This window comes from Psychrobacter sp. AntiMn-1, assembly GCF_001854065.1.
Lineage (GTDB): Bacteria > Pseudomonadota > Gammaproteobacteria > Pseudomonadales > Moraxellaceae > Psychrobacter > Psychrobacter pacificensis.
In genome coordinates this window covers 157,617-181,324 of record NZ_CP012969.1, presented here as the reverse complement: position 1 = coordinate 181,324, position 23,708 = coordinate 157,617, and the positions used below count along the sequence as shown (strand labels likewise).

Sequence of the window (23,708 nt, the reverse complement as noted above, 5' to 3'; positions counted from 1 at the left end):
TATTTTTTTGATTGTTTTTATATGACATGACATGTCCTTGTTACGAATGGTGCGAGTTTTGGCAACCATGAGCGATAAATAGCTCAAAATTCTATTATGAGGGAACTCAAGTTAAAGAGATAAGACTTTGAAAAATGGTGGAGAGACAGTGATTCTGATGGTTGAGACGCATTAGTTCATCTTAATAGTATACAACGCTACTGGAGCCTACTTTAATAGTAAGCTGTTGATAGCTACACTTATTTAACAGGATAGTAAGAGTGCTGATAGAGAAGTATCTGACACCCTCATCAATCCCAATTAAGCTTTGGCACGCATAAACTGCTCGACATAATCATCAGCAGGATTGTGTCTTAAGTCGCTTGGTGTTCCTGTCTGTACTAAGCGTCCGCCATTTAAAATACTGATGCGCTGACCAACTTTAATAGCCTCATCGATATCATGGGTGATAAAAACGATGGTTTTGTTCAGGCGCTCTTGTAGTTCTAATAATTGATCTTGCAACTGCGCGCGAATAAGCGGATCAAGCGCAGAGAATGCCTCATCCATCAATAAGATGGGATTGTCCGTTGCTAGCGCACGAGCCAGCCCAACTCGCTGCTGCATACCGCCAGATAACTCATCAGGGTAGCTGTGCTCTAGGTTGGTCAGCCCTACTTCATTGAGCCAATAACGCGCGATCTCATGACGCTCGCTCACACTCATTTTACGGACACGCAGACCATAAGCGACGTTTTGAATCACAGTCATGTGCGGAACTAAGCCGAAATGCTGAAAAACCATGCTGACCGTTTGCTGGCGGTAGTGCTGCAATTGTTTATCATTAAGTTCTAAAATATTGATAGCGTTAGATGAGCTTTCGTCTACTGGCGCAGTGTTTGCCTGAGTATTATCCTTGGCATGCGTTTTGGTATTGACCGTCGTGTTAACCCATATCTCCCCGCTGGTTGGATCAATCAATCGATTGAGATGACGTATCAAGGTCGACTTGCCAGAGCCTGACAACCCCATGATGCAATGTAGCTCGCCTGCCTTGATATTCAAGTTGATATCGTAGAGCCCCACCGAGTAGCCAGTTTGTTCTTTAACTGCAACGCTATCCATACCCTCAGCCAGTAACGCCATTGCAGACTGGGCTTGCGTGCTATTGGCATTATAGATTTTACTGATATTTTTTAGCTGGATATGATTCATCGTGACTCTCGCTATTTGCTTGATTTTTATGCTGGCTTTACTCATTGACTATTGGACAAGTTTCTACCCAATCGGACGCCTGCCTGCTTTGATCGTTTTTTGACGAGCACGCTTTCCTTGACCAAAGGCTTGAGTAATGCGGTCAATGATAATGGCAACGATAACGATCGCCATACCCGCTTGTAAGCCTTGCCCGATATTAAGCGTTTGGATAGATTGCAATACATCTTCACCAAGGCCTGGGGCACCAATCATCGACGCCAGCACCACCATCGCAAGTGACATCATGACCGCCTGATTAATACCTGCCATAATACTGGGCAGTGCTTGTGGCAGCTTGATCCAAATGAGTAGCTGCAAATGCGTACTACCAAAAGAGCGTCCTGCCTCGACCATTTCATGATTCACTTGGGTAACACCCAACGTTGTCAGGCGAATCAGTGGTGGCAGCGCGTAAATAACCGTTGCAAAAAGTGCAGGCACTTTACCAATACCAAACAGCATCAGTACCGGTATGAGATACACAAAGCTTGGCATCGTCTGCATCACATCGAGTACTGGCGTCACAATCTTGCGCAGCAGCTTGCTACCCGACATGGCAATACCGATAGGAATACCAATCACCACCGTGACCAATACTGACACGATGAGTAACGCTAAGGTATCAATCAGCGCGCCCCATAACCCAAAAGCACCAATCAAAAATAGCCCCGCGCCGCATGCCAACGCAAACCAAATCTTGCGTACACCAAACCACGCCAATACAGCCACTAAGGCGATAATCAGCCAAGGCGGAATAATCGTTAATAATCGCTCAATAGGTAAGAGCAAGTACGTAAGTGTCACCGTGCTAATAGTGCGAAATACGTCTCCGTAGTTTTGGACGACGCTTGATAAGGCATTGTTGAGCGGGGTCTCAAGTGACCATGATGGAAAACTGGATGATAATACCGACTGATCCATAGTAGAAGCAGTATCATCAATCGAGGTGGTACCGTCCAAACTGACACCTAGCTTAGTCGCAAGATTGGTAGCAGCTTCCTCAGACAACCAACCGCGCCAAACGTCTGGGTTATCACGCAAAAACACCAACGCCTGCTCATCGCCACTACGCTTACTCTCACTCATCTCCAAGATAGCGCCGTTCAGCTCATCAGGCGTAAACTGTATCTTTTTGAAGACCTCTGCCAGCTCAGGATTGGTGTCGATAAATGGGGTCGATGCTGCAATACCAAGAGGCGATACGGGAAAGCCTGATACGCAATCAGACGTGCCGTCAGCGAGTAATAGGTCTTGCCAGCAGGCATCTTTGTGATCTGGGAACTCTAAAGCAGCAAAGTCATACTTTGCCATTAGGCCCGTAGGCTGCCAGTAGTAAAACAATAGTGGCTTATGCTGCTCAAAAGCAGAGGCGATTTCAGCATCGAGCGCAGCGCCCGTACCGGGATGAGCATTATTAAAAATACTATCAAGCCCCGTATTTTTTAGAAGGCGCGTATTAAAAATCTCACAGGTCCATCCAGAAGGACAATTCATAAAGCGAGATTTGCTCGGATCTTCAGGGTCTTTGAATAGATCAGCATATTTGGGCAAGTCTTGATAACGACGTAGCCCTGGGTTTTCTTCTAATACATATTTTGGGACATACCACCCTTGGGTTGCGCCACCTTTGAGTGTATCGCCAATGACAGCCACTTTGTTCTGCTCGATGGCATTTTCCATGATTGGTGAGCGTCCAATCCACTGCTCACCGATGATCTGAATATCGTTTTGAGACAATGCGGTCTCAAGCGCAGGTCCTGCTCCTGGCATTTCTTCTACCGTACAACCGTAACCCTCTTCAGCAATATATTTAAGCACCCCAGAAGTAAACTGTCCGCTCTCCCACGTCAGTGCGCCAAACTTGATCGGTGACTCACAAGCTGCGGATGCTGATAAAGGCAGCAACAACGCGCTCATACACAGTAAACTTAATGCAATCCATTGGCGCATGTTCTGTCCTATTTATTGTTTTGTACTGACATGAAAGAAGTATCACAACCACAGAGCATCACGATGCCATATTGACTCACAACATCTATGAATCATTCACTGTTGTTTAGACTTACTACAAAGTGTAGCGACTTATAGGAGTAATAACAAATGCTTATTTTTCGATTGCTGAGATGGTTAAACCTTATGCCATGCAGATATAACACTATCATTAATAAACCTTTTCCCAATGCTAACCTTTGATTTTTTGACAAAAAAATAGCACCTATTTTGATAGATGCTATAGATATAGGTATCGAATGAAGAGAGTTCAAAATCAATTTTTGAATAACTCCCATAGAGCAATTATTTCAAAAACAATGCCATCGCCTTTTTAAACAGTCCACCATAAGGCGGCAATAAGAAATTGAGACCATTAAGCTTAGTTTGTACAAAAACTGGTTTCATATGGCTCAAACGCTCAAAACCTGCTTTGCCATGGTAAGCACCTGTACCAGAATCACCAACCCCACCAAATGGCAAGTCATGCTGGGCGACATGCATGATCACTTCATTGATACATAGACCCCCAGAGACGGTATTGTTACGCACGTTTTCGATGCTGCTATAGTTGTCACTAAAGACATATAGCGCTAATGGACGTGGACGCGCGTTGACGAAAGAAATCGCATCATCCAATGTCTCATAATGCATCAGCGGCAAAATCGGAGCAAAAATCTCATTTTGCATCAGATCGCTATCAGGCGCAGGCTCGCTCACAATCACAGGTGGCATCAAGCGCGTTTCGATATTGGGCTCAACTGCAGTAAGTGCGTGTATCTCAACACCTGTTAGCGCGTCTAGGTAACCCTTGACCCGTTTAAACTGCTCACCATTGATAATGCGTGAATAGTCTGGATTGTTTTCGATATTGGGATAGTGCTTGGCCATCCACTCTTTTGCTAAATGGATAAACTGGTCATGATATTGACGCTGAATCAATACATAATCTGGGGCAATACACGTCTGACCTGCATTTAGTGTTTTACCCATCATGACACGGTTGACCACCGACTCTAGATTGGCATCATCCAATACAATCACTGGTGACTTACCACCAAGCTCAAGCGTCACTGGGGTCAAGTTAGGTGCCGCAGCCGCCATGACTTTTTTGCCGACCGCAGTAGACCCAGTATAGAGTAGATGGTCAAATGGTAATTCGCTAAAGGCGGCCGCAATATCCACCTCACCCAGCACCACACAAATCATATCGGGCGAAAAATAACGAGAAATGGCATCAGCAAATGTCTGAGCAAACTGCGGCGCAGCTTCGCTCATTTTGACCATGACCCGGTTGCCTGCGACAAGCGCATCAATCATCGGACCAATCGCCAAAAACAGCGGATAATTCCAAGGCACCATGATACCGACCACCCCCAATGGCTGCGGCTGAATCTCATTGTGAGCGGGCATATATAGGGGTGAAATAGGCGCACGATACGTTTTCATCCACTTTTTGCCGTGTTTTTTGGCATGACTGATACCTGTGAAGCTCGGGAACAGCTCGGCAAACTGAGTCTCTGATTGGCTACGATACCCAAAGTCTGCGCTGATTGCTTTTGCAAAGCTTTCTTGATTGTCGCTCAGCATCACTTCTAAATTATCTAGCTGGGTCTCACGAGTACCCCAATCATTGATCGGCTGCTTACGGCTTAGCATTTGTAAGCGCGCAAATTGCGCTTTCATCTCATCGATGGTTTTTGCGGTACTCAGTGCTTCAGGCATACGCTGCAGCGAAAAACCTGCATCGGTTGGTGCCTGCTCATGGGCGTGTTGGTTGCTATCTGTCATTTATCTTCCTTGTCGTGCTCATATGATGTCACATGCTCACTATGTTTATTGAATTATGGTGTTACTTTGTTAGTCAGACGCGCGCATCCGTTATATGCCCTGACCGTACATTTTATTCGGTTTTGCTTATCAAACTTTAATGTAGCGCATTGACTGCGCAATGAACAGCTTCTTTGGTTGACTAGTGCGTCTGTACTAGTGTTGTCTACCTATCAGCTAACTCAATGATATATAAATATTTTTATGAATCCCTCATGACTTTTCACCCTTATTATTTAACTGTCTTTTAGACTGCGTGATAGCATATAATCTTTGAGCGATACCTGCCAAAACTGCTACACTAGCCATCGGCATCCTCCGCCTTTACACTGGACAATCATAAGACAGACACGCTCATGCAAAACGACACACAACCGCTCAATGACATGCTGATCAGTAAATCTCTGTCAGCAGCCGATTATGTTCCCACTCTCGATGCCATGCTGTCACGTACTCTCGAACGTATCGATCTAAAAAAACAGCAAGGACTGCGCACGCCTGATGAGTTATGGATCGTTGATCACAACGATGTTTATACGCTTGGACAAGCAGGCAAAGAAGAACACATCTTGCAGCGCACCGACACGCCTATCATCAAGACCGACCGCGGTGGTCAGGTAACTTGGCATGGTCACGGACAGCTGGTACTTTACTGGTTGTTTGACTTAAACAGTTTGGGCTGGAGTGTACGCCATCTGGTCTCCCATGCTGAGCAGGCGATAGAGGATGTGGTAAATGATTGTCTGCGTCACTCACCATCTGCTAGCAGTGAGCATATCAGCGCCCATGCTCGCCGTGATGCGCCTGGTGTATATCTGTATGCGGAGTCACCTGTAACGAATATGGCGGATGATGCAGATGGCATGCCAGCCAGTAGCGACTCTTTGGATGACAAGATTATGCTTGGGAAAATAGCGTCATTGGGCTTTAAGATTAAGCATGGTTTTAGCTATCATGGTATCGCAATTAACTTAGACTGTGATTTGTCAGCATTTAATGCTATCAATCCTTGCGGTTATGCGGGGATGCAGATGTTGCGCTTGTCTGATTTTGTGGCCATGCAGACAGATTCAGAGCAAAAAGAGTCAGAAACACAAACGACTCAACAAATCAGCGACACATTAAACTACAAGATAGTTACTCAAAAACTTATCGACAATATCGCCAAGCGTCATGCTGGACTGATTGAACTACGAGCAATAGCGCCAAAGTGAGTTTTGAGTCCATTTTTGCATAATCTTTTTTTGCATAATATCTTGCACGCTTAGACTTAAGCATTAAGAGAAAATTTGGACCAAACTTGTTATAATCGCACCCAGTACAAATCGGGTGCGGTAAAAATTTTGCAGTATCCCTAGCTAAATCAATCATTCAAACCTCTAAAACAAAAGCAAATTGGAGTATTTCATGGCAGATTTTAATAAAATTTTGGACGCAGGCGACGTAGACGGCGGTATCATCAACGTAGTAGTAGAGATCCCAACTGGTAGCAGTCATAAAATTGAGTGGAATCGCGAATTGGCAGTATTTGAGCTTGATCGTATTGACCCACAGATTTTTGCTAAGCCATGTAACTATGGTTTCATCCCACAAACGCTTGACGAAGATGGTGATGAGCTAGATGCATTGATTTTGACTGAGCAGCCGCTACCGACTGGCATTTTCCTAAAAGCAAAAGTCATCGGTGTCATGAAGTTTGTTGATGATGGCGAAGTCGATGACAAAATCGTTGTCGTACCTGCTGACGACCGTGACACAGGTAATGCTTACAACAGCCTAGAAGATCTGCCAAAGCAGTTAATCAACCAACTAGAGTTCCATTTCAGCCACTATAAAGACCTGAAAAAAGCGGGCACTACTGTGGTTGAGTCTTGGGGTGATGTGAGCGAAGCCAAAGAAGTCATCAAAGAATCTATCCAACGCTGGAAAGACCTATAATTTATTAAAATTGGCATAAATGCTAATCATAGATAAATACCAAAATACCGCGATCGCAATGTGATCGCGGTATTTTTTTGTTTGAATACTCTGTGTGTAACTTGAATACTCTGTATGTAAAATGGTTATAATAAACGCGACTACTCATTCACACGCATACGCCGTAATAAGGACAGCCATGTTTAACCCCGACCCTAGCAAAAAGCCGGTCAATACCAAGTTGCCAAAAGACGTCATCATGATGGTCGAAAAAAACAACTTGGTAATGGCCATCAAAACGTTGGCGGCAGACGAAAACATCAGTATGGATGAAGCCAAAACTAGGATTGATGCCTATGAGACTGCACTCAAAGTAAAACAACAGCAAAAGCTCAATACCATCGCCAGCAAACAAGGTATCCCCAATCAGGCCATTAGTTTCGATAGAGAGCAAGAGATCGAAGATGAGCCTGGTCCATTAGTAAAAAACCGTGTTAAATCTACTCAGCCAGGGCAAGGGTTTAAAAGCTTACAAGCGGGTGTCGACAGTCAACTCAATGACTTGGGTTATAAAAAACCTTTACTCCCTTATTGGCTAAAACGATTACTCGTTATCGCTGTCTTGATGATAGGTATATTTTGGATATTGTGGCGAGTGTTTGGTTAAGTAACGTACTGGATCGCGATACTTTTTATAGAACCGTTTATCGCTGATACTGTAGCCTGCGAGTATTATTACTCACGGGCTGGACAATAGAAAAGCCTAACAAGGCCTGCTGGTTTCGCTAGTCTGTTATAAGTGGTTCCATTATACCAGTCTGTTTTAAGTAGTCTATTAATAGGTTTGAAGGGTGAGATAGTTGGTTCCGTTGGGGTATAGCCTAAAAAAATTAAGGTGAACATAAAAAATGACAGAAGAGCATCATTATATTTCTCATAAAACTATGGTTAATCTATTAAACGATTTATCGCCATTTAATTATGCTTATTTTTATGGGTTTTTTGCAGTTTTTTTCACTTCTTTAATACTAGGCTCCAAGTACAAAAACTATCAAGGTATTACTCCCTTTGCACAATCAATGGAATTAGCTTCGGGTAGAATAAGGTTGCTGAGCGATGCAGTTATACTATATTTTGTATTAATATTTTTTATAATTACTCTCACTTATTTCATGAAAGGGGTATCAAACAAAGTTGTCAGGGAATTTAAACTAGCAGCAAAAAACCCAGATAAGTTAAGTCATGCAGTCGGTGAAAATCCCAAAAGAACTATTCTTATAACTGCATTAATATTACTTCTTATAAATATAGGTTGGTTTATGTTCTTTGGCTTTACCTCAGCGGGAAACTCAAGAATCATGAGAAGCTTTCTAGTGGGTTCTGAATATTTCATTATAATAAATATTTTCTTAGGTTTTTTGTCAAACTTTTATCTATTAGTCTATTCATTAGTAATGATGGAAGGACGAAAGCACGTCGTATTCTCACGCTAAGCCCATATATGGTAAATAAACTTTAACCGAAGTAAATTGCTAAGAACAAAATGCTGCCACTCCCCTACTTAACTATATGGATTTAAGCCATTTTTACAGTATTAAAAAAGGATACCATCGTATCCTTTTTTTGTTTTCGTAATAATTAAGAATAAACCTATCTTAGTGATGCTCACCAGGGAGAATTCTGGCAAAGGCACGCTGAGCAAAGTTAGGCTTGCTATCAGTCGTTTGCGCTGCCGTCGAACTTGGGAAGATACGATAACCAATTGATTGAATACCGACGTTAAATGCTGGCACCAACGAATAAGTGGCTGAGGCGAATTTGCCCATATTACTGGCAATACTGTTTGGCTTATGGACAATCGCTTTTGCGACCATTAATGCAGCTTCATCAGGCATCAAAGCTGGCATATAACGGTATAGCTTGGTGGGGGCGATCATAGGGGTACGTACCAAAGGCATAAAGATATTGGTGACCTTGATATTATCGCCTTTGACTTCCGCGGCTAAGCAACGACTAAACGCATCTAGTGCAGATTTTGACGCCACATACGCGGCAAAACGAGGGCTGTTGGCCAATACCCCAATCGAAGAGATATTGACGACTTGACCTGTTTGGCGGCTAATCATCGTCGGCAAGAAACCCAAAATAATTTTGACCGCGCCAAAATAATTGATTTCCATGGTGCGCTCAAAGTCATGAAAACGGTTGACCGACTCATGGACTGAACGGCGAATCGAACGACCAGCATTATTGACCAATACATCCACATGTTTAAAATCAGCAAGAATTTGTTCGCTGATTTTCTCAATCTCATCCATATTGGTGAGGTCACATGGATAATAACTGGCCCTGCCACCCAATATTTCAATATTTTCTTTGACGGTTTTTAGTTTGTCTTCAGTACGCGCCAACAAAATAACATGCGCCCCGCACTCACTTAATAAAAAAGCCGTACGCTCGCCAATACCACTTGATGCACCCGTAATGATAATATTCTTGCCTTTTACTGCTTTTGTTATTGCTTTTTTCGAGGGATTAGCCATAAAAAGTCCTTTTTGTCTGTCCTATGCCAATGAATATTCGTTTACAGCATAGCAAAAAAATATCGCATACAGTGAACAAAACACCAATAGCTGATAGTTAACTTGACGGTTTTAGAGGTTTATAGTGATATATCATCATATAATAGTGACGATATTTAGCACCATACTTTTTGCTGACTGATACAGAGGAGACATTATTTTGATCGGAAACCTAACCCATTATATTGACTTGATTGCCAAGATAGTCGAAGTCATTGGTGTCTTGATTATGTTCTTTGGACTCCTCTTTGCCTTTTACAAAGCATTTCGGATATCGGGCGGCCTGAACCATAATACCTATGTAGAGAGCAGGCAGACCGTTGGCAAATCCATTCTTTTGGGACTTGAGGTACTGATTGCCGCAGACATTATGGCAACGGTGGTGACAGAGCCGACATTACGCAGAGTCTTAGTATTGGGTATTATCGTGCTTATTCGTACGTTTTTGAGTTTATCACTACAAGTTGAGCTAGAAGGCCGATTCCCTTGGCAAAAAGAAAAGCCAACATCTGAGAAAAACCCTGATGCTATGCCTTTTAACGAAGCCGCTCCTGTTGATAAAATATAGCTTTAATCAATAGAGCTGAAAGAGGTATCAGTGATTTATGCTTATGATAAGCGTGATGAAACTGTACAGATCATTACTACTCATGCGTCTGCAAAAAACGCTCAACCACGCGGAACTGCCCTGCTGTACTCTCCTCGCCATACATCGCTTGACGGAAAGCGTTGGAGTTGGGGATGCCTGTCGTATACCACGCAATATGCTTGCGGGCGATACGGCAGCCGGAGTACTCGCCGTAAAAGTCATACAGCTCTTGCAAATGCGCCAGTACAACTTCCTTAATCTCGCTCACACTTGGGGCATCAAGCACGTCACCTGTGCGTAAAAAATGCTCAATATCACGAAATATCCACGGCTGCCCTTGCGCGGCTCGCCCAATCATCACCGCATCACAGCCTGTCATCTCATAAACATGCTGCGCTTTTTGCGCGCTATCGATATCGCCATTCGCAATGACAGGAATGCTAATGCTGTCTTTGACTTCGCGTATTAACTCATAACGCGCCTCGCCCGTATACATATCCTCGCGCGTACGCCCATGAATCGCAATCGCGGCAATACCTGCTTGCTCTGCCCGCTTAGCGACTCGCAGGATGTTTTCACGACCGTTTTCAAACCCCAATCGTGTTTTTAATGTCACAGGCGCATCAACGGCATTGACTGCAGCGTCAAGCAATTTTGCTACTAAATCTTCATCTTGCAGCAGCGCTGAGCCTGCCAGCTTACGGCAGACTTTTTTGGCCGGACAGCCCATATTGATATCGATAATCTGCGCGCCATTATAGATTTGATAACGAGCCGCTTCAGCCAATTTGTCTGGCTCTGCGCCTGCTATCTGTGCAGAAATAGGCGCAATCTCATTGTCGAAATTGGCACGATACAGGGATTTTTTGCGTGCATAAAGTGCCGTATCAGCGATGATCATCTCGCTGACCGCATGACCTGCGCCAAATGACTTACACAATCGGCGAAAAGGATTGTCCGTCACGCCCGCCATCGGCGCAACCATCAAACGGTTTTCAATCGTCAGACCACCTATATTTAAGGGTTGCAACAATGGATGGTCGGACGAAGTCGAGGATGAAGGTAACACAGGAGAATCAATAGACATAAAAAAACGGCTTGATTTGTAAGGAAAACAAGCCGTTATTCTAAGGATTCTTACATTTATTGCAAGCGATTAACGTGAATAGCTTGCATAAGCATTACTCATTTTTGATACATTCTATTCATTATTTATCAAGCACACTGCCCTGCTCTAGCGTGATAGCATCATCATGCGCTTGCATACGCCACGGTAGGCTATCAGGTGACACATTCAAGAAGTGCAAATACTTCTCAAACTGATCGATGATATCATTGATCACCGATTCAGACTTATAACCGTATAAGTCATAGGTCTGACCACCACGGCGCAGATACACCTCAGCGCGATGATAGTGTTCTTGCGGCAAGGTGTCGGCGCTGCTTTCAGTATAATAATCAGGCGCTTCATGTTCAGACAAGCGCACTTCATACCAAAACTCGACATCGTCACCACGTTGCAACTCAAGCACGGCACGGTTATTGGCTGCATCATAATTCACCTCAGTCGTCCAACCTGTTTCTGCAAATTTAGACGACACTTCCATCATCGAGGGCATCACCACTTCTTTGATGTAGTTTAGCACCTTGTCACGTGTGGGCTTATCAGCCATATAGTCGATGCGCTCACGCCATGCAGACGGTTTAAGCAAGTGCGGCGGTAGTTTGTTATTTTGATCGAGACTTTGATTACGATGTCCCTCGATACGCAATGCGCGCCACATACCGAACATGGAGATCAGAATGATAATCGCAAATGGTAGTGCACTAACGATTGCCGCCGTTTGTAGCGCTGTGAGACCGCCAGCAATCAAAAGCACCGCGGCAACGGCCCCTTCAGTCACTACCCAAAAGCTGCGCTGCCACCATGGCGTATCACTACGCCCGCCAGCCGCTAGCGAATCGATCACCAATGAGCCAGAATCTGATGACGTCACAAAAAACGTAATAATCAACAAAATAGTCAATGACGACACAAATTCGGTAAACGGTAACCGCTCTAATAATTTAAATAAAGCAATCGCTTGGTTGTTTTGTACCTCGCTGATGAGTGAGTTATAGCCATCGACCATAATCATATGTAGGGCAGTATCACCAAACACCGAAAACCAAAAGAACGTAAAGAACGTTGGCACCAACATCACACCGAGTACAAACTCACGGATGGTACGGCCACGGCTAATCTTGGCGATAAACAGACCGACAAAAGGCGCCCATGCAATCGTCCATGCAAAGATAAATAAGGTCCAGCTACCGATCCAATCGCTATTCTCGTACGCTTGTAAGCTAAAGGTACGCTCAATGATATTACCCAAATAACTACCCGTATTTTCCATAAAGGCATTTAGGATAAAGATCGTCGGCCCTACTACAAATACAAACACCATCAACGCGGTTGCCAATACCATATTTAGAATAGACAAGCGTTTTACCCCTTTGTCCATCCCTGCCAATACGGACACCAGTGCTGCCGATGTCACTAATGCAATCGCCACGACCTGTATGGTAGTATTCACGGGGATAATATCAGGTAATAAGTAGTTTAGACCTGCATTGATTTGCGATACTGACAGACCAAGACTGGTGGCAATACCAAACATCGTACCCAATATCGCAAACACATCGACCGTATGACCGATAGGGCCATGAATCCTGTCACCAATAATCGGATACAGTGTCGAACGTATTGATAATGGTAGACCATGACGAAAGGCAAAATATGCCAGTGATAAACCAACGACACCATAAATCGCCCAAATATGAAAACCCCAGTGAAAATAAGCAATCTGCATCGCCTCTTTTGCCGCCGCAATGGTCTGCGGATCAGACATTGGCGGACTAGAAAAATGCATCACTGGTTCCGCTACTCCATAAAATAGTAGCGCAATCCCGTAGCCTGCCGAAAACAGCATGGCAAACCATTCAAGGAATCCGTATTCCGCCTCCCCATGATCAGGGCCCAGCTTGATACTGCCATAAGACGAAAACGCCAACACAATGATGAATAACAAAAATAGCGCCACTGCCAGCATATAAAACCAGCCGAAGGTCTCGGTCGTAAAGCTAAGCACATCGCTAAACAGCGCCCCCGCTGCATCAGGATTGATGGCGGTACCGATGACCAACAGCAGCATAATCACAGCTGCGGGTATAAAGACTGGTAGTAAAATGGTAGAGCGTGAACCGTTACTCATAAGCAGTGGTATCCTCAAATCCGTAAAAATAAGTGATAAAGAATCCTATCCCTGATACTCATCAACATAGTAGATATCAATTTACAAACAATAGATGTCATCAATATTAAAACAGCACGTTAGCAATAATACCGACGCATTCTGTGTAGATGGGAATACTATGTAACATAAACTTTAGCCAAATCCCAAGATAAACGCGTGTTTACAACAATAACTTAACGTTTATTACACAATGATTACTGGGCAATAAAAAAGGCAACTTGTTAGTTGCCCTTCAATCTTATATACCTATCATCCTAGCAATTTATGCCTCGATATCAGGCAGCACTAATAGCTGTAGCAAGTCGCTTGGCAATATCCGCAAGCTCACCTTGATCAGCCTGCGTTACTGCATGACGTCCTAACTCATGAATACTCGATGGAATCAAATGCACATGATAATGAAAAACCGTTTGACCGGCTTGTGAGCCATTCAACTGCATCTGAATAACACCTTCACGATCAAACACTTGACGCTGTGCTTGCATGACTTTTTTAGCCGTCATTAATACCGCAGCGGCATACTCTGGCTCAAGATCTACCAAGTCCACTGCCTTTTGCTTAGGTATCACCAATACATGACCTTTGGCTTGCGGCATGATATCCATAAAAGCAAGGGTTTTGTCGTCTTCATAGACTTTATGACAAGGAATATCACCATCTAACATTTTGGCAAAGATATTATTGTCGTCATAAGCAGTCTTTTGATTTACTTCAGTCATTATTTTTTCCTTTGATTATTTGATTGTTGGATGCTTAACAGCTTTTAAAATGGTTTAGAGCGCTTGTCATATAGTGGACGAAATATAAGTTTAGTACAAGTTGCTATCATTTCCGTCGTTGATAAAATCAAGCTGTACACTCCCTAGCTTATCCTACTAATTTATTGGCGGGCCATGCCTTTTAAATGTTATATTAACCCTCTATTTTAATAACGCTATGTTTATGGATTCGTCTACTTTGCCAACTCAAACAGATATGGATAATACTGCTATAACCCTTGATAATAAGGAAGAACACTCTGATATTGAGAGTGAAAGCGGTACTAAAACTATCGATCCAAACGCTATCATCTTAGCAGAAGCTTTGACTGACAAGGCGATTGGCTGGCAGATACACAACTGTAAAATCATCAAAAAGACCGTCACGCAAGACTTGCCACTGCCTTTTCTATATCATTATGATAGCTTAGACGATGCCGTCAAGCAGTCGTATCCGCTTACACCTGAATTACTGCTTCAATTCAATACACCTATGTCAGCTCGTGAAGCGGCTCAGTTAATTGGCATTGACGAGGAGCTGCTGACCAGTCCTTGGCATGTAAAAATTATGGGCTCATTGGTGGTATTTAGTGAGGCATTGCAGTTAGCCGTTCGTCTGCATTGGACCAATACAGGCAAAAAGACGCAGCAAATCTATACTAAGGATGCCGCCGACGCTATTATTGCCGCTTTTGAAGACTGGCAGTTTTTTGGTCGTGTAGACGTCCTTTATAAAAATAATAAGCAGATATTAATCAGTATTGACGAGCAAAACTCTAATACGCAAGAGCTACCTGCCGAATCGCTATTGACGATTGAGGCAAGTGGTGACTATCAACAACTACTGGCCACCCATGCGCTGGCAGTTATTATGAAGCTAGAAGCCGATAAAGCTGAACTACCTTGGTTTGAAAAAGCCATCTTAGCGCGTCTTGAATAGTCCATTTTTACCCATCTTTTATGGTTATAACTTCATTATTATTGGCACATGATTTTTTATTATTCATATCTAATGGTATGGTAACGAATTAGTATTATTCACTAGTCCTCACCCTCTATAAAAAGCACACTATCCTTATCAGAACTGAGGGTGCAGATTTTAACAACCCCGCCTATTTGTAAGGAATATCACATGGATTATCGCTCAAAAACCTCTACCGGCGGTCGTAATATGGCAGGCGCGCGCGCATTATGGCGTGCCACTGGCATGACTGACGGCGACTTTGACAAGCCAATCATTGCGATTGCCAACTCTTTTACCCAGTTTGTACCCGGCCATGTGCATCTAAAAGATCTTGGGCAGCTGGTCGCACGCGAGATTGAGCAAGCTGGCGGCGTTGCAAAAGAGTTCAACACCATTGCGGTCGATGATGGTATCGCCATGGGTCATAGCGGTATGCTGTATTCTCTGCCAAGTCGTGATTTGATCGCTGATTCGGTCGAGTACATGGTCAATGCGCATTGTGCAGATGCGCTAGTGTGTATCTCTAACTGCGATAAGATCACACCGGGTATGCTAATGGCGGCAATGCGTCTTAATATACCTGTGGTATTTATTTCAGGTGGCCCAATGGAAGCGGGCAAAATCCTAGCCAGCACCGTTGGTAAGAGCCACAATACCGATAGTAATGACAGCAGTGCCATTCGTAAACTTGACCTCGTCGATGCAATGATGGACGCGGCTGATGACAGCATCAGTGATGAAGATGTCGCTGCTATCGAAGCCTCAGCTTGCCCGACTTGCGGCTCGTGCTCTGGGATGTTCACTGCCAACTCGATGAACTGCTTGACCGAAGCGTTAGGCTTGGCCCTACCGGGTAATGGCTCGCTACTCGCTACTCATTCACTACGCCGTGAGCTGTTTTTGGAAGCGGGACGCACTATTGTCTCGCTTGCGAAACGTCGCTACGAGCAAGATGATGATTCAGTATTACCACGCTCAATCGCGACCAAAGCCGCTTTTGAGAACGCGATGAGCTTAGATATTGCCATGGGGGGTTCAACCAATACGATCTTGCATCTACTTGCTGCGGCCAATGAAGCTGAGATTGATTTTAAAATGGCTGATATTGACCGTCTAAGCCGCGGTGTGCCATGCCTAGCAAAAGTAGCCCCTGCCTCACAAAAATTCCATATGGAAGACGTGCATCGTGCGGGCGGTGTCTTTGCCTTGTTGGCTGAACTTGATCGTGCGGGATTGTTGAAAACTGACGTACCGACTATCCATAGTACGACAATGAAAGAAGCGATTGATAAATGGGATATCATGAATCGTGATAACCATGAGGCACGCGCGCGCTTCCTTGCTGCACCGGGTGGCGTTCGCACCACCGAGGCGTTTTCACAATCAAAAGAGTGGTCAAACCTTGACGTCAACCGTGAGTCAGGTTGTATCCGTAGTGCCGAACACGCCTACTCTGCAGATGGTGGATTGGCTGTACTGTATGGCAATATTGCCGAGCGTGGCTGCGTGGTCAAAACCGCTGGTGTCGATGAGAGTATCTTAACCTTTACCGGTCGCGCACGTATTTTTGAATCACAAGATGCAGCTGTCGCGGCAGTTTTAGACGACAAAATCGTTGCAGGCGATGTGGTCATCATCCGCTATGAAGGCCCTAAAGGTGGCCCTGGTATGCAAGAGATGCTCTATCCAACGACGTATCTGAAGTCAAAAGGTTTGGGTAAAGAATGCGCCCTACTCACTGATGGTCGTTTTTCTGGTGGCACATCCGGTCTATCAATCGGTCATGCTAGCCCAGAAGCTGCTGAAGGCGGTGCCATTGGTCTGGTTGAAGAAGGTGATAGCATTCACATCGACATTCCAAATCGTACTATCAACATGCAAGTCAGTGATGCAGACTTGGCCGCACGCCGAGAAGCTATGGAAGCACGCGGTCGCGACGCATGGAAACCCGTCAGTCGTGATCGTCATGTCTCGCCGGCATTACGTGCTTATGCTGCAATGACGACCAGTGCGGACACTGGCGCTGTGCGCGACGTAAGCCAAGTTGAGCGCTAAGAACTCTATCTAAACCCTTCGTTTTCATAACTTATTTATAAAAATCTATCAAGCCTGCGCCATGCAGGCTTTTTTTTCACCAAAAAACAACGCATCTGTCGTTCTGATAACTATTTCTTTCGGTAATAATTCTTTTTTATCGTTATGATAAGTCATATTGCAGGCTAGATATTAAACATCTATACCAACCATTATCAATATCGAAAGCAAACCTCTCAAAACAATTCCTTAAAATATAACAACGTGCGAAAACCTTATGATTGAGAACTACAATTTATTTTTATTAATCTGCGGTATCGCCTTTTTATTAGGGGCATTGTTTCCTGTTATCTTTAAACGCACCTCGATATCATTGCCTATGCTACAAGTGAGTTTTGGCTTGATGATGGGTTACTGGTGGACGTCTCTATCGTTTTTGGACCCTATCAATAATGGAATAATCATCGAAAAACTGACTGAAATTGTCATTTTAGTCTCATTGGTTGGTGCGGGTATCAAAATTGATACTGATTTCTCTTGGCAGCTGTGGCGACCGACGGTTAGGCTCTTACTCATTACGATGCCCATCGGTATTTTTGCGATGGCAGGGTTAGGCTATTATGCCTTTGGCTTGAGCCTTGGCGCTGCTATTTTGCTGGGTGCGGTATTAGCACCTACCGATCCTGTTCTGGCATCTAGTATTCAGGTGGGCCCCCCTAATACAGGAAGAGAAGACACACCTCGCTTTACGTTGACTTCAGAAGCAGGGTTAAACGACGGATTGGCTTTTCCTTTTGTTTACTTGGCGATTAAAATTGCGGAAGCTTTTAGTGAAGGAAACGCTTTTACCAGTGAGATGCTGTGGTCATGGTTCACCCATGATGTTTTGTGGAAGATTGGCGCAGGGGTATTGGTTGGTGTGCTGGTTGGTAAGGCGATGGCCAAAGTAGTATTTTCTAAACACACCCGTGAGACCACGATATCGCAAGGATATGTAGTTATTGCTCTGACTTTGGTGGCATATGGTGTCGCAGAGTATGTGCACAGCTATGGTTTTATCGCTGTCTTCGTCGCTGCATTTGCATTTAGGCGTTCAGAATGTGAGCACTCCTACCATCAAAAACTACACGATTTTGCTGAGCAATCAGAAGGTTTGTTGATGTCGTTAGTACTGGTTATTTTTGGTATGTTCTTGGGTCAAGGTTTGCAAGCTGGTGTTGAGCTAACATGGCGTGTGTATATCGTCAGTTTTACTTTCCTACTACTCATACGCCCAATTGGCGGATTTATCGCGTTATCAGGACTTCATTTACCCCGTACTGAAAAATACGCAATTTCAGCACTAGGTATACGCGGTATTGGTACTTTGTACTATCTGTCTTATGCGCTCAACACAGATTTCTTTGCTGAGGATGATGCGCTCAAACTATGGATTGTCTGCTCGATTGTGATTCTGACCTCCATCTTCATCCATGGTCTGAGCGCAACAAGGCTACTTAAAATGACACCAAAAGAGCATCATTAACCACTCATGCTGTTATTATCATTGATAAAGTGGATTCATTTATAGAATTGCCTTTATCAGCGTACTTCATCAACCCAGCCCAGAACCGCTTCTGTCAATGCAAACTGACGAATATCGTTGAGCATGGTGGTATCAAAATTATGGATAAAGGCAAATGACAGTTGACGCGTAGGATCACACCAAGCGACTGAGCCGTTATATCCCATGTGCCCAAACCCTGATAGTGCTGGATCAATGCTATTATCGATAGTGTCGTTACCACTGCATATACTGAATAATCTGTGGTAGCCCAGTCGCCACTGCATAGGCGCTGGCATGACAGCATCTAGGCCTGTGACTTGTATTGCGGAGAGCTGCTTAAACGTAGCACTATCAATTAGCGTCTGCCCTTGCCAAACCCCACCATTGGCCAACATAGCATAGATAGTGGCTAGCGCATCCGCTGAAGCGACGCCATTAGCAGCGGGAATGATTGCCTGTAGTGTCTTGCGATTGTGATAATCAAGTGCTTGTTTTCCGGCAGGAATGAGCGCTGCTTTATAGTTTTTAAGATTGAGCTGACTGGTATTAAAATATAGGCTATTAATACGCGCAGTATTTAATACAGGTTGTATGTTATCAATATTTTTATCGTCCAGATCGTCGTTAAGGCTACTTTGCGTTTCAGCTGTACGCTCATCATTGAGCATTTTCTGTTGCCAGCAATAATAGCTAGGCAGACTTGCATAAGTATGTAAGGTGCTTGGTGAGTCGGATTTTAGGGTTGGTTTTTGGCGCTTGTTACGCAGTTGTACGCTATCCTCATTTGATGACTCAAAGTCTTTGGCAAGCTTTGCTACTTGATCTACTTTGCTATCTGGTACACCAAAATAGCAACTGTCTGCAATACCTAAAGGCTCGGTTAGATACTGACGTAAAGCTTCGGCTAATGACATATGCGTTACGGCTTCTATCACACCGCCAAGTACCCAACCATAGACCAACGCGCTATAAGCGCTGTCATATACAGCGGCGTCCTCAGGTGCTGTGATAGGCATTTCTTCAATATGATTCAGCATAACGCGCCAATCGAGCATCGTGTCACTATCGACATCGATACTGGTGATCGAAAACAAATCCGCCTGATGTGACATCACCTGTCGCAAGGTAATTTTGTCTTTACCTGTTGCGGCAAACTCTGGCCAATAGTGAGCAATAGGCACATCATAACCAAGCAGCTGCTGCGAAACCAATACATGCAGTAGCGTCGCTAAGATGCCTTTACCGGTAGAAAAATTGATGGCAAGCGTATCAGACTGCCATGATGCATCCAAACGCGCCATACCTGTACTTGCCTGTGCAATACACTCGCCTGCCTGATACACAACCACAGCACCACCAGCTGGCGCGTCATCTAGCTGTAAGTCTGTAAATAACTGCTGTAAGCGGCGTTGTAAATCTATGCTCATAGATGTATCGATATTTTTATCATTATTTTGCTTGTTGTCGTCCATCATTGCTACCTTGCTCCAGTATTGTGAACTGACCTCGTATTAAAATCAGTTGGGTACATGCGTTATAGAGATATTGGAGATCAGTATAAATGCATTGATAACCAATAAAAAAGGCCACCTATCGGTCGCCTTTTTATGCTTCAATTATTATGATAATTTAGCGCGGTACTAGCAAGCGATTATGGACTTCTTGTTCAAGCTTGGTCAAGCCGTGACTACGTCCACGCTCCATAGCCGTATCCATCTTGCGACCACGCAACCAGCCTGCGCGTAGTGCAATGGCAGCCCCTACCCTGTTGCCTGAACCACAGTGTATGGCCATCTTTTTACCATGATACTGACGCAATATATTATCAAAAGCCAATATCTTAAGCTGCTTTAGCTCTTCAGCGCCATTAATAGGCAGGTGCTCATAGCTCATTCCTGCACGCTCAACGGCCGCTGATTCATTAAAACTCAACTCATCCTCTGACTGCAAATTAATCACCAACTCAACGCCAGCTTTTGCTAGAGCGGCGACTTTTTCCTCATTTAACGCGCCGCACACAATAGTATTGGCATCCGGACGAAAATAAGGCTCAAAGACAGCGGACAAATCAACACCATTGTCAGAATCGCTATGGTCATTAATTGAGATATTAGTGACAGCGTTGTCATTAGCAGCTACTGTATCAATAGTCATTGATCTGTCAGCTTGATCCGTACTTGTCGCGCTATTTTGTGAATTCATGTTTTGTGCAGTCATAATGATAAACGTGTTGGTTAAATATGGCTATTAAGATATCGGTTTGAATACGTCGTACAATGCTTGCTACTTGCTATTTAACGTCACGACACCCGCCAAATGTGGCTTACTGTTTTTGGAGCTATATAAGCCAAAATCACAGGTATCGCCGACACTTTCAAGCTGAGCGATTGGCTGCGCAATAAGCTCCACTTCTGCTGGCAAAAAGATCGGTAACTTGAAAGAAACATCAACGGTATAAGCATCAGGCAGCTCATCCATTAGAGCAAGACACTTAGCTTTTGACCACATGCCGTGTGCAATCGCTTTAGGGAAGCCAAACGCGCGCGCTGATAGTGGGTGCAAATGAATCAGGTTAAAGTCACCTGAAACAAAAGCATAACGGCGACCGATATCTTCTGGCACTTCAAAAATACTGTGTACGTCTTTTTTACCTACTTCTGGCTTCACAGCAACTGGACGCGGTGTGCTTTTTTTATCTTTGCTGCTGGCCGTTTTTTTGCTGCGTGATAGGTAAGTTGACGTTCCTTCCCAGATCACTTTGTCCTCTGCTTTGACCGTGGTGACAAAGTCAAATTGCTGACCTTGAGCATGGTCACGCAAGTTATCAAAAGTGACCGACATGGACACCGTTTCGCGCTCACCGATAGGACGATGCTGCGTGACGCTATTGTCTACGTGTACCAGACCCAACATCGCAAACGGAAACGGCTCTTTGACCATCATATTCATCTGTAGAGTCTGTGATAGTACTGAAAAGTACGTCGCTGGAACTTTACTATTATCAGCAAAGCCACAAATTTTACGATAGTCGTTTAGATTATCATGATCGATATGCAAATCATCGACGTAATAGGTGGCCTGTGGCAATTGATCTTTACTGACTTTGCCGCTGTTACCAATCGGTAGTAAGCTTTTGACAATATTGGCATAGGTAGTGTGCGCTTTTGGCAACGCGTCATAATGGGTGTCTGGCATAAGTAAATCCTAAATGTGGCTTGAACAAGATTTTTAACGTATCTAAAGACATTAAGCAGTCATTGACTGATACCTATTATCAATGAGTACTATATTCAATCAATTTTGCAAGTATCTTTAATAGCAAAAAATAGTTTGGCTGATGGCTCTTGTGTTTTTATCATAAAAAAGCCACCCGTGGGCAGCTTTATTACAAATTATCAGCAAATATTTCGTAAGCATATGTGAGGCAAATCAAAAACAAGGGATAATACCATCACGCTACTTTCTCCTCATTTGCCACACAGTCTCACCAACAAATCAGTATTATGCGCCAAGTAAGCTTTGACCACAAACACGAACTGTGTTGCCATTTAGGCCACCCGAAGCAGGTGAAGCCAACCATGCGATGGTCTCAGCCACGTCAACTGGTAAACCGCCTTGGCTCATTGAATTCATACGACGACCCGCTTCGCGAATAGCAAACGGAATCGCTTCCGTCATTTGTGTTTCGATAAACCCTGGTGCTACTGCATTGATGGTCATGCCTTTTGCGTTGTCTTCTAACTGCTTAGCAGTCGCATTAACCAAGCCAATAACACCCGCTTTAGAAGTGGCATAATTGGTCTGACCCATGTTGCCAGCGATACCTGAAATAGATGACACACAGACGATACGGGCGTTTTCTTTTAGCACGTCATTATCAAGCAAGTAGCGATTCAGCTTAGCAATGCTGCCCAAGTTAATATCGATGACCATATCCCACTTTTTCTCATCCATTCTGGCCAATGTCTTATCACGTGTCACGCCAGCATTATGAATGACTGAATCCAGACCACCACGCTTTTGCGCCGCATCTGCGATTTCTGCACCAGCGTCATCGCTAGTGATGTCTACTGTCAATACAGAGCCACTGATTTCGCTAGCAACTTTTTGTAGGTCAGCTTGCTGCTGCGGTACATCAAGACAGATTACATGCGCGCCCTCGCGAGCCAAGACGCGAGCAATTGCTTCGCCAATACCGCGACTTGCGCCCGTCACTAGCATCGTTTTACCGCCTAGAGGCTGATTCCAATCGACATCAACTGAGTCGCCCTTGCTCACGCGTACCACTTGTCCTGAGACATAAGCTGAACGTGCTGAAGTGAAAAAGCGTAAGGTCGAGTCTAGGTTTTGCTCAGCGCCTGTTTCTACATAGATAAGCTGAGCTGTAATGCCGCGCTTGAACTCTTTGCCTACTGATTTTACAAAGCCCTCAAGTGCCCGTTGTGCCATGGCAGTTTCGATATCAGTGATGTCCTCTGGCGTACGACCAATAACGATCACACGGCCTGATTTTTCAACGCGGCGCGCAACGCTATGAAAAAACTCGTACACTTCTTTTAGCTGATCTGCATTGCTGATATTACTTGCATCAAAAAGCAATACTTTGAACTGATCGTCACCACCTGTATTGGCTTTTGCTTCAACGCCTGCATCAGCAAGGGCGTCTTTAACATCATCACTGCTGTTTACATATACATCAGCATGCACATCTAACAAAATACGTGCAACAGATTCACTAATGCTTTTGTCCTCACCATTAGCACGGCCAACTAGTACACTGCCACGAACCAAACGCTCACCGCTTTCAAAACGATCAAGCGTCGCTGGCATTGGCAAACCTAAGTTCTTTGCGACTTTTTTACCAATAGAAGATTGAACAAAATCACCATAACGGTCTGACATAATATATTCCCTATAAATAATGAATGGTTGAAATAATAATAAACACTAAATGTAATACGCCTATT

The 23,708-nt window shown here is 44.1% G+C and carries 19 protein-coding genes; 8 read left to right on the top strand and 11 right to left on the bottom strand.

The genetic code is table 11. The annotated features are described in order from the left end of the window. Positions 1 to 300: 300 nt before the first annotated feature. The 3 genes from AOT82_RS00715 to AOT82_RS00705 all read right to left on the bottom strand — a co-directional run bounded on the left by AOT82_RS00715 (position 301) and on the right by AOT82_RS00705 (position 5,016). A complete protein-coding gene (locus tag AOT82_RS00715; protein ID WP_071001373.1) occupies positions 301 to 1,194 on the bottom strand; it encodes an ATP-binding cassette domain-containing protein in 894 nt (297 codons plus the stop codon). A 63-nt stretch (positions 1,195 to 1,257) separates the two neighbouring features. Further along, positions 1,258 to 3,186, bottom strand: coding sequence for a glycine betaine ABC transporter substrate-binding protein (locus AOT82_RS00710; protein ID WP_083328793.1), 1,929 nt, complete (start codon positions 3,184 to 3,186; stop codon positions 1,258 to 1,260). Between the two features lie 345 nt (positions 3,187 to 3,531). Continuing rightward, on the bottom strand, positions 3,532 to 5,016 hold the full coding sequence (locus AOT82_RS00705; RefSeq protein ID WP_071001372.1) for a coniferyl aldehyde dehydrogenase: 1,485 nt from the start codon (positions 5,014 to 5,016) through the stop codon (positions 3,532 to 3,534). Between the two features lie 395 nt (positions 5,017 to 5,411). Here AOT82_RS00705 and lipB point away from each other — a divergent pair, with 395 nt between their 5' ends. The 4 genes from lipB (at position 5,412) to AOT82_RS00685 (ending at position 8,465) form a co-directional block, all read left to right on the top strand. After that, positions 5,412 to 6,269, top strand: a complete 858-nt coding sequence (lipB, locus tag AOT82_RS00700) for a lipoyl(octanoyl) transferase LipB (protein WP_071001371.1) — start codon at positions 5,412 to 5,414, stop codon at positions 6,267 to 6,269. A gap of 193 nt (positions 6,270 to 6,462) precedes the next feature. After that, complete coding sequence (locus tag AOT82_RS00695; protein ID WP_058024967.1) at positions 6,463 to 6,993, top strand: inorganic diphosphatase; 531 nt, start codon at positions 6,463 to 6,465, stop codon at positions 6,991 to 6,993. A gap of 178 nt (positions 6,994 to 7,171) precedes the next feature. Continuing rightward, a complete protein-coding gene (locus AOT82_RS00690) occupies positions 7,172 to 7,639 on the top strand; it encodes a hypothetical protein (RefSeq protein ID WP_071001370.1) in 468 nt (155 codons plus the stop codon). 241 nt (positions 7,640 to 7,880) lie between these two features. Beyond that, the gene (locus tag AOT82_RS00685; protein ID WP_071001369.1) at positions 7,881 to 8,465 is read left to right on the top strand and encodes a hypothetical protein; all 585 of its coding nucleotides are present in this window, start codon (positions 7,881 to 7,883) and stop codon (positions 8,463 to 8,465) included. A gap of 162 nt (positions 8,466 to 8,627) precedes the next feature. On the opposite strand, the gene AOT82_RS00680 is transcribed toward AOT82_RS00685, so the two are convergent. Next, entirely contained in the window at positions 8,628 to 9,515 is an 888-nt protein-coding gene (locus AOT82_RS00680; RefSeq protein ID WP_071001368.1) for an SDR family NAD(P)-dependent oxidoreductase, read from the bottom strand. 199 nt (positions 9,516 to 9,714) lie between these two features. Here AOT82_RS00680 and AOT82_RS00675 point away from each other — a divergent pair, with 199 nt between their 5' ends. After that, complete coding sequence (locus tag AOT82_RS00675) at positions 9,715 to 10,122, top strand: DUF1622 domain-containing protein (RefSeq protein ID WP_071001367.1); 408 nt, start codon at positions 9,715 to 9,717, stop codon at positions 10,120 to 10,122. A gap of 76 nt (positions 10,123 to 10,198) precedes the next feature. Here AOT82_RS00675 and dusB read toward each other — a convergent pair whose 3' ends face one another. The 3 genes from dusB to AOT82_RS00660 all read right to left on the bottom strand — a co-directional run bounded on the left by dusB (position 10,199) and on the right by AOT82_RS00660 (position 14,158). Continuing rightward, a complete protein-coding gene (dusB, locus tag AOT82_RS00670) occupies positions 10,199 to 11,230 on the bottom strand; it encodes a tRNA dihydrouridine synthase DusB (protein ID WP_083328792.1) in 1,032 nt (343 codons plus the stop codon). Positions 11,231 to 11,351: 121 nt separating this feature from the next. Then, positions 11,352 to 13,397, bottom strand: a complete 2,046-nt coding sequence (locus AOT82_RS00665) for a BCCT family transporter (RefSeq protein WP_071001365.1) — start codon at positions 13,395 to 13,397, stop codon at positions 11,352 to 11,354. 317 nt (positions 13,398 to 13,714) lie between these two features. Continuing rightward, positions 13,715 to 14,158 (bottom strand): HIT family protein, encoded by a 444-nt coding sequence (locus AOT82_RS00660; RefSeq protein WP_071001364.1) that lies wholly within the window; start codon positions 14,156 to 14,158, stop codon positions 13,715 to 13,717. 223 nt (positions 14,159 to 14,381) lie between these two features. On the opposite strand from AOT82_RS00660, the gene AOT82_RS00655 reads away from it, so the two are divergent. The 3 genes from AOT82_RS00655 (at position 14,382) to AOT82_RS00645 (ending at position 18,720) form a co-directional block, all read left to right on the top strand. Further along, positions 14,382 to 15,137, top strand: coding sequence for a hypothetical protein (locus tag AOT82_RS00655; protein ID WP_227517163.1), 756 nt, complete (start codon positions 14,382 to 14,384; stop codon positions 15,135 to 15,137). A gap of 192 nt (positions 15,138 to 15,329) precedes the next feature. Next, entirely contained in the window at positions 15,330 to 17,216 is a 1,887-nt protein-coding gene (ilvD, locus tag AOT82_RS00650) for a dihydroxy-acid dehydratase (protein WP_071001362.1), read from the top strand. 256 nt (positions 17,217 to 17,472) lie between these two features. Then, entirely contained in the window at positions 17,473 to 18,720 is a 1,248-nt protein-coding gene (locus AOT82_RS00645; protein WP_071001361.1) for a cation:proton antiporter, read from the top strand. A gap of 56 nt (positions 18,721 to 18,776) precedes the next feature. Here AOT82_RS00645 and AOT82_RS00640 read toward each other — a convergent pair whose 3' ends face one another. The 4 genes from AOT82_RS00640 to AOT82_RS00625 all read right to left on the bottom strand — a co-directional run bounded on the left by AOT82_RS00640 (position 18,777) and on the right by AOT82_RS00625 (position 23,643). Beyond that, the gene (locus AOT82_RS00640) at positions 18,777 to 20,213 is read right to left on the bottom strand and encodes a serine hydrolase domain-containing protein (RefSeq protein ID WP_083328791.1); all 1,437 of its coding nucleotides are present in this window, start codon (positions 20,211 to 20,213) and stop codon (positions 18,777 to 18,779) included. 157 nt (positions 20,214 to 20,370) lie between these two features. Then, positions 20,371 to 20,943, bottom strand: a complete 573-nt coding sequence (locus tag AOT82_RS00635; RefSeq protein ID WP_227517162.1) for a phosphatase domain-containing protein — start codon at positions 20,941 to 20,943, stop codon at positions 20,371 to 20,373. Between the two features lie 81 nt (positions 20,944 to 21,024). After that, the gene (locus AOT82_RS00630; RefSeq protein WP_071001360.1) at positions 21,025 to 21,936 is read right to left on the bottom strand and encodes a MaoC family dehydratase; all 912 of its coding nucleotides are present in this window, start codon (positions 21,934 to 21,936) and stop codon (positions 21,025 to 21,027) included. Between the two features lie 306 nt (positions 21,937 to 22,242). After that, positions 22,243 to 23,643, bottom strand: coding sequence for a 3-oxoacyl-ACP reductase (locus tag AOT82_RS00625; RefSeq protein ID WP_058024956.1), 1,401 nt, complete (start codon positions 23,641 to 23,643; stop codon positions 22,243 to 22,245). Positions 23,644 to 23,708 lie beyond the last annotated feature (65 nt).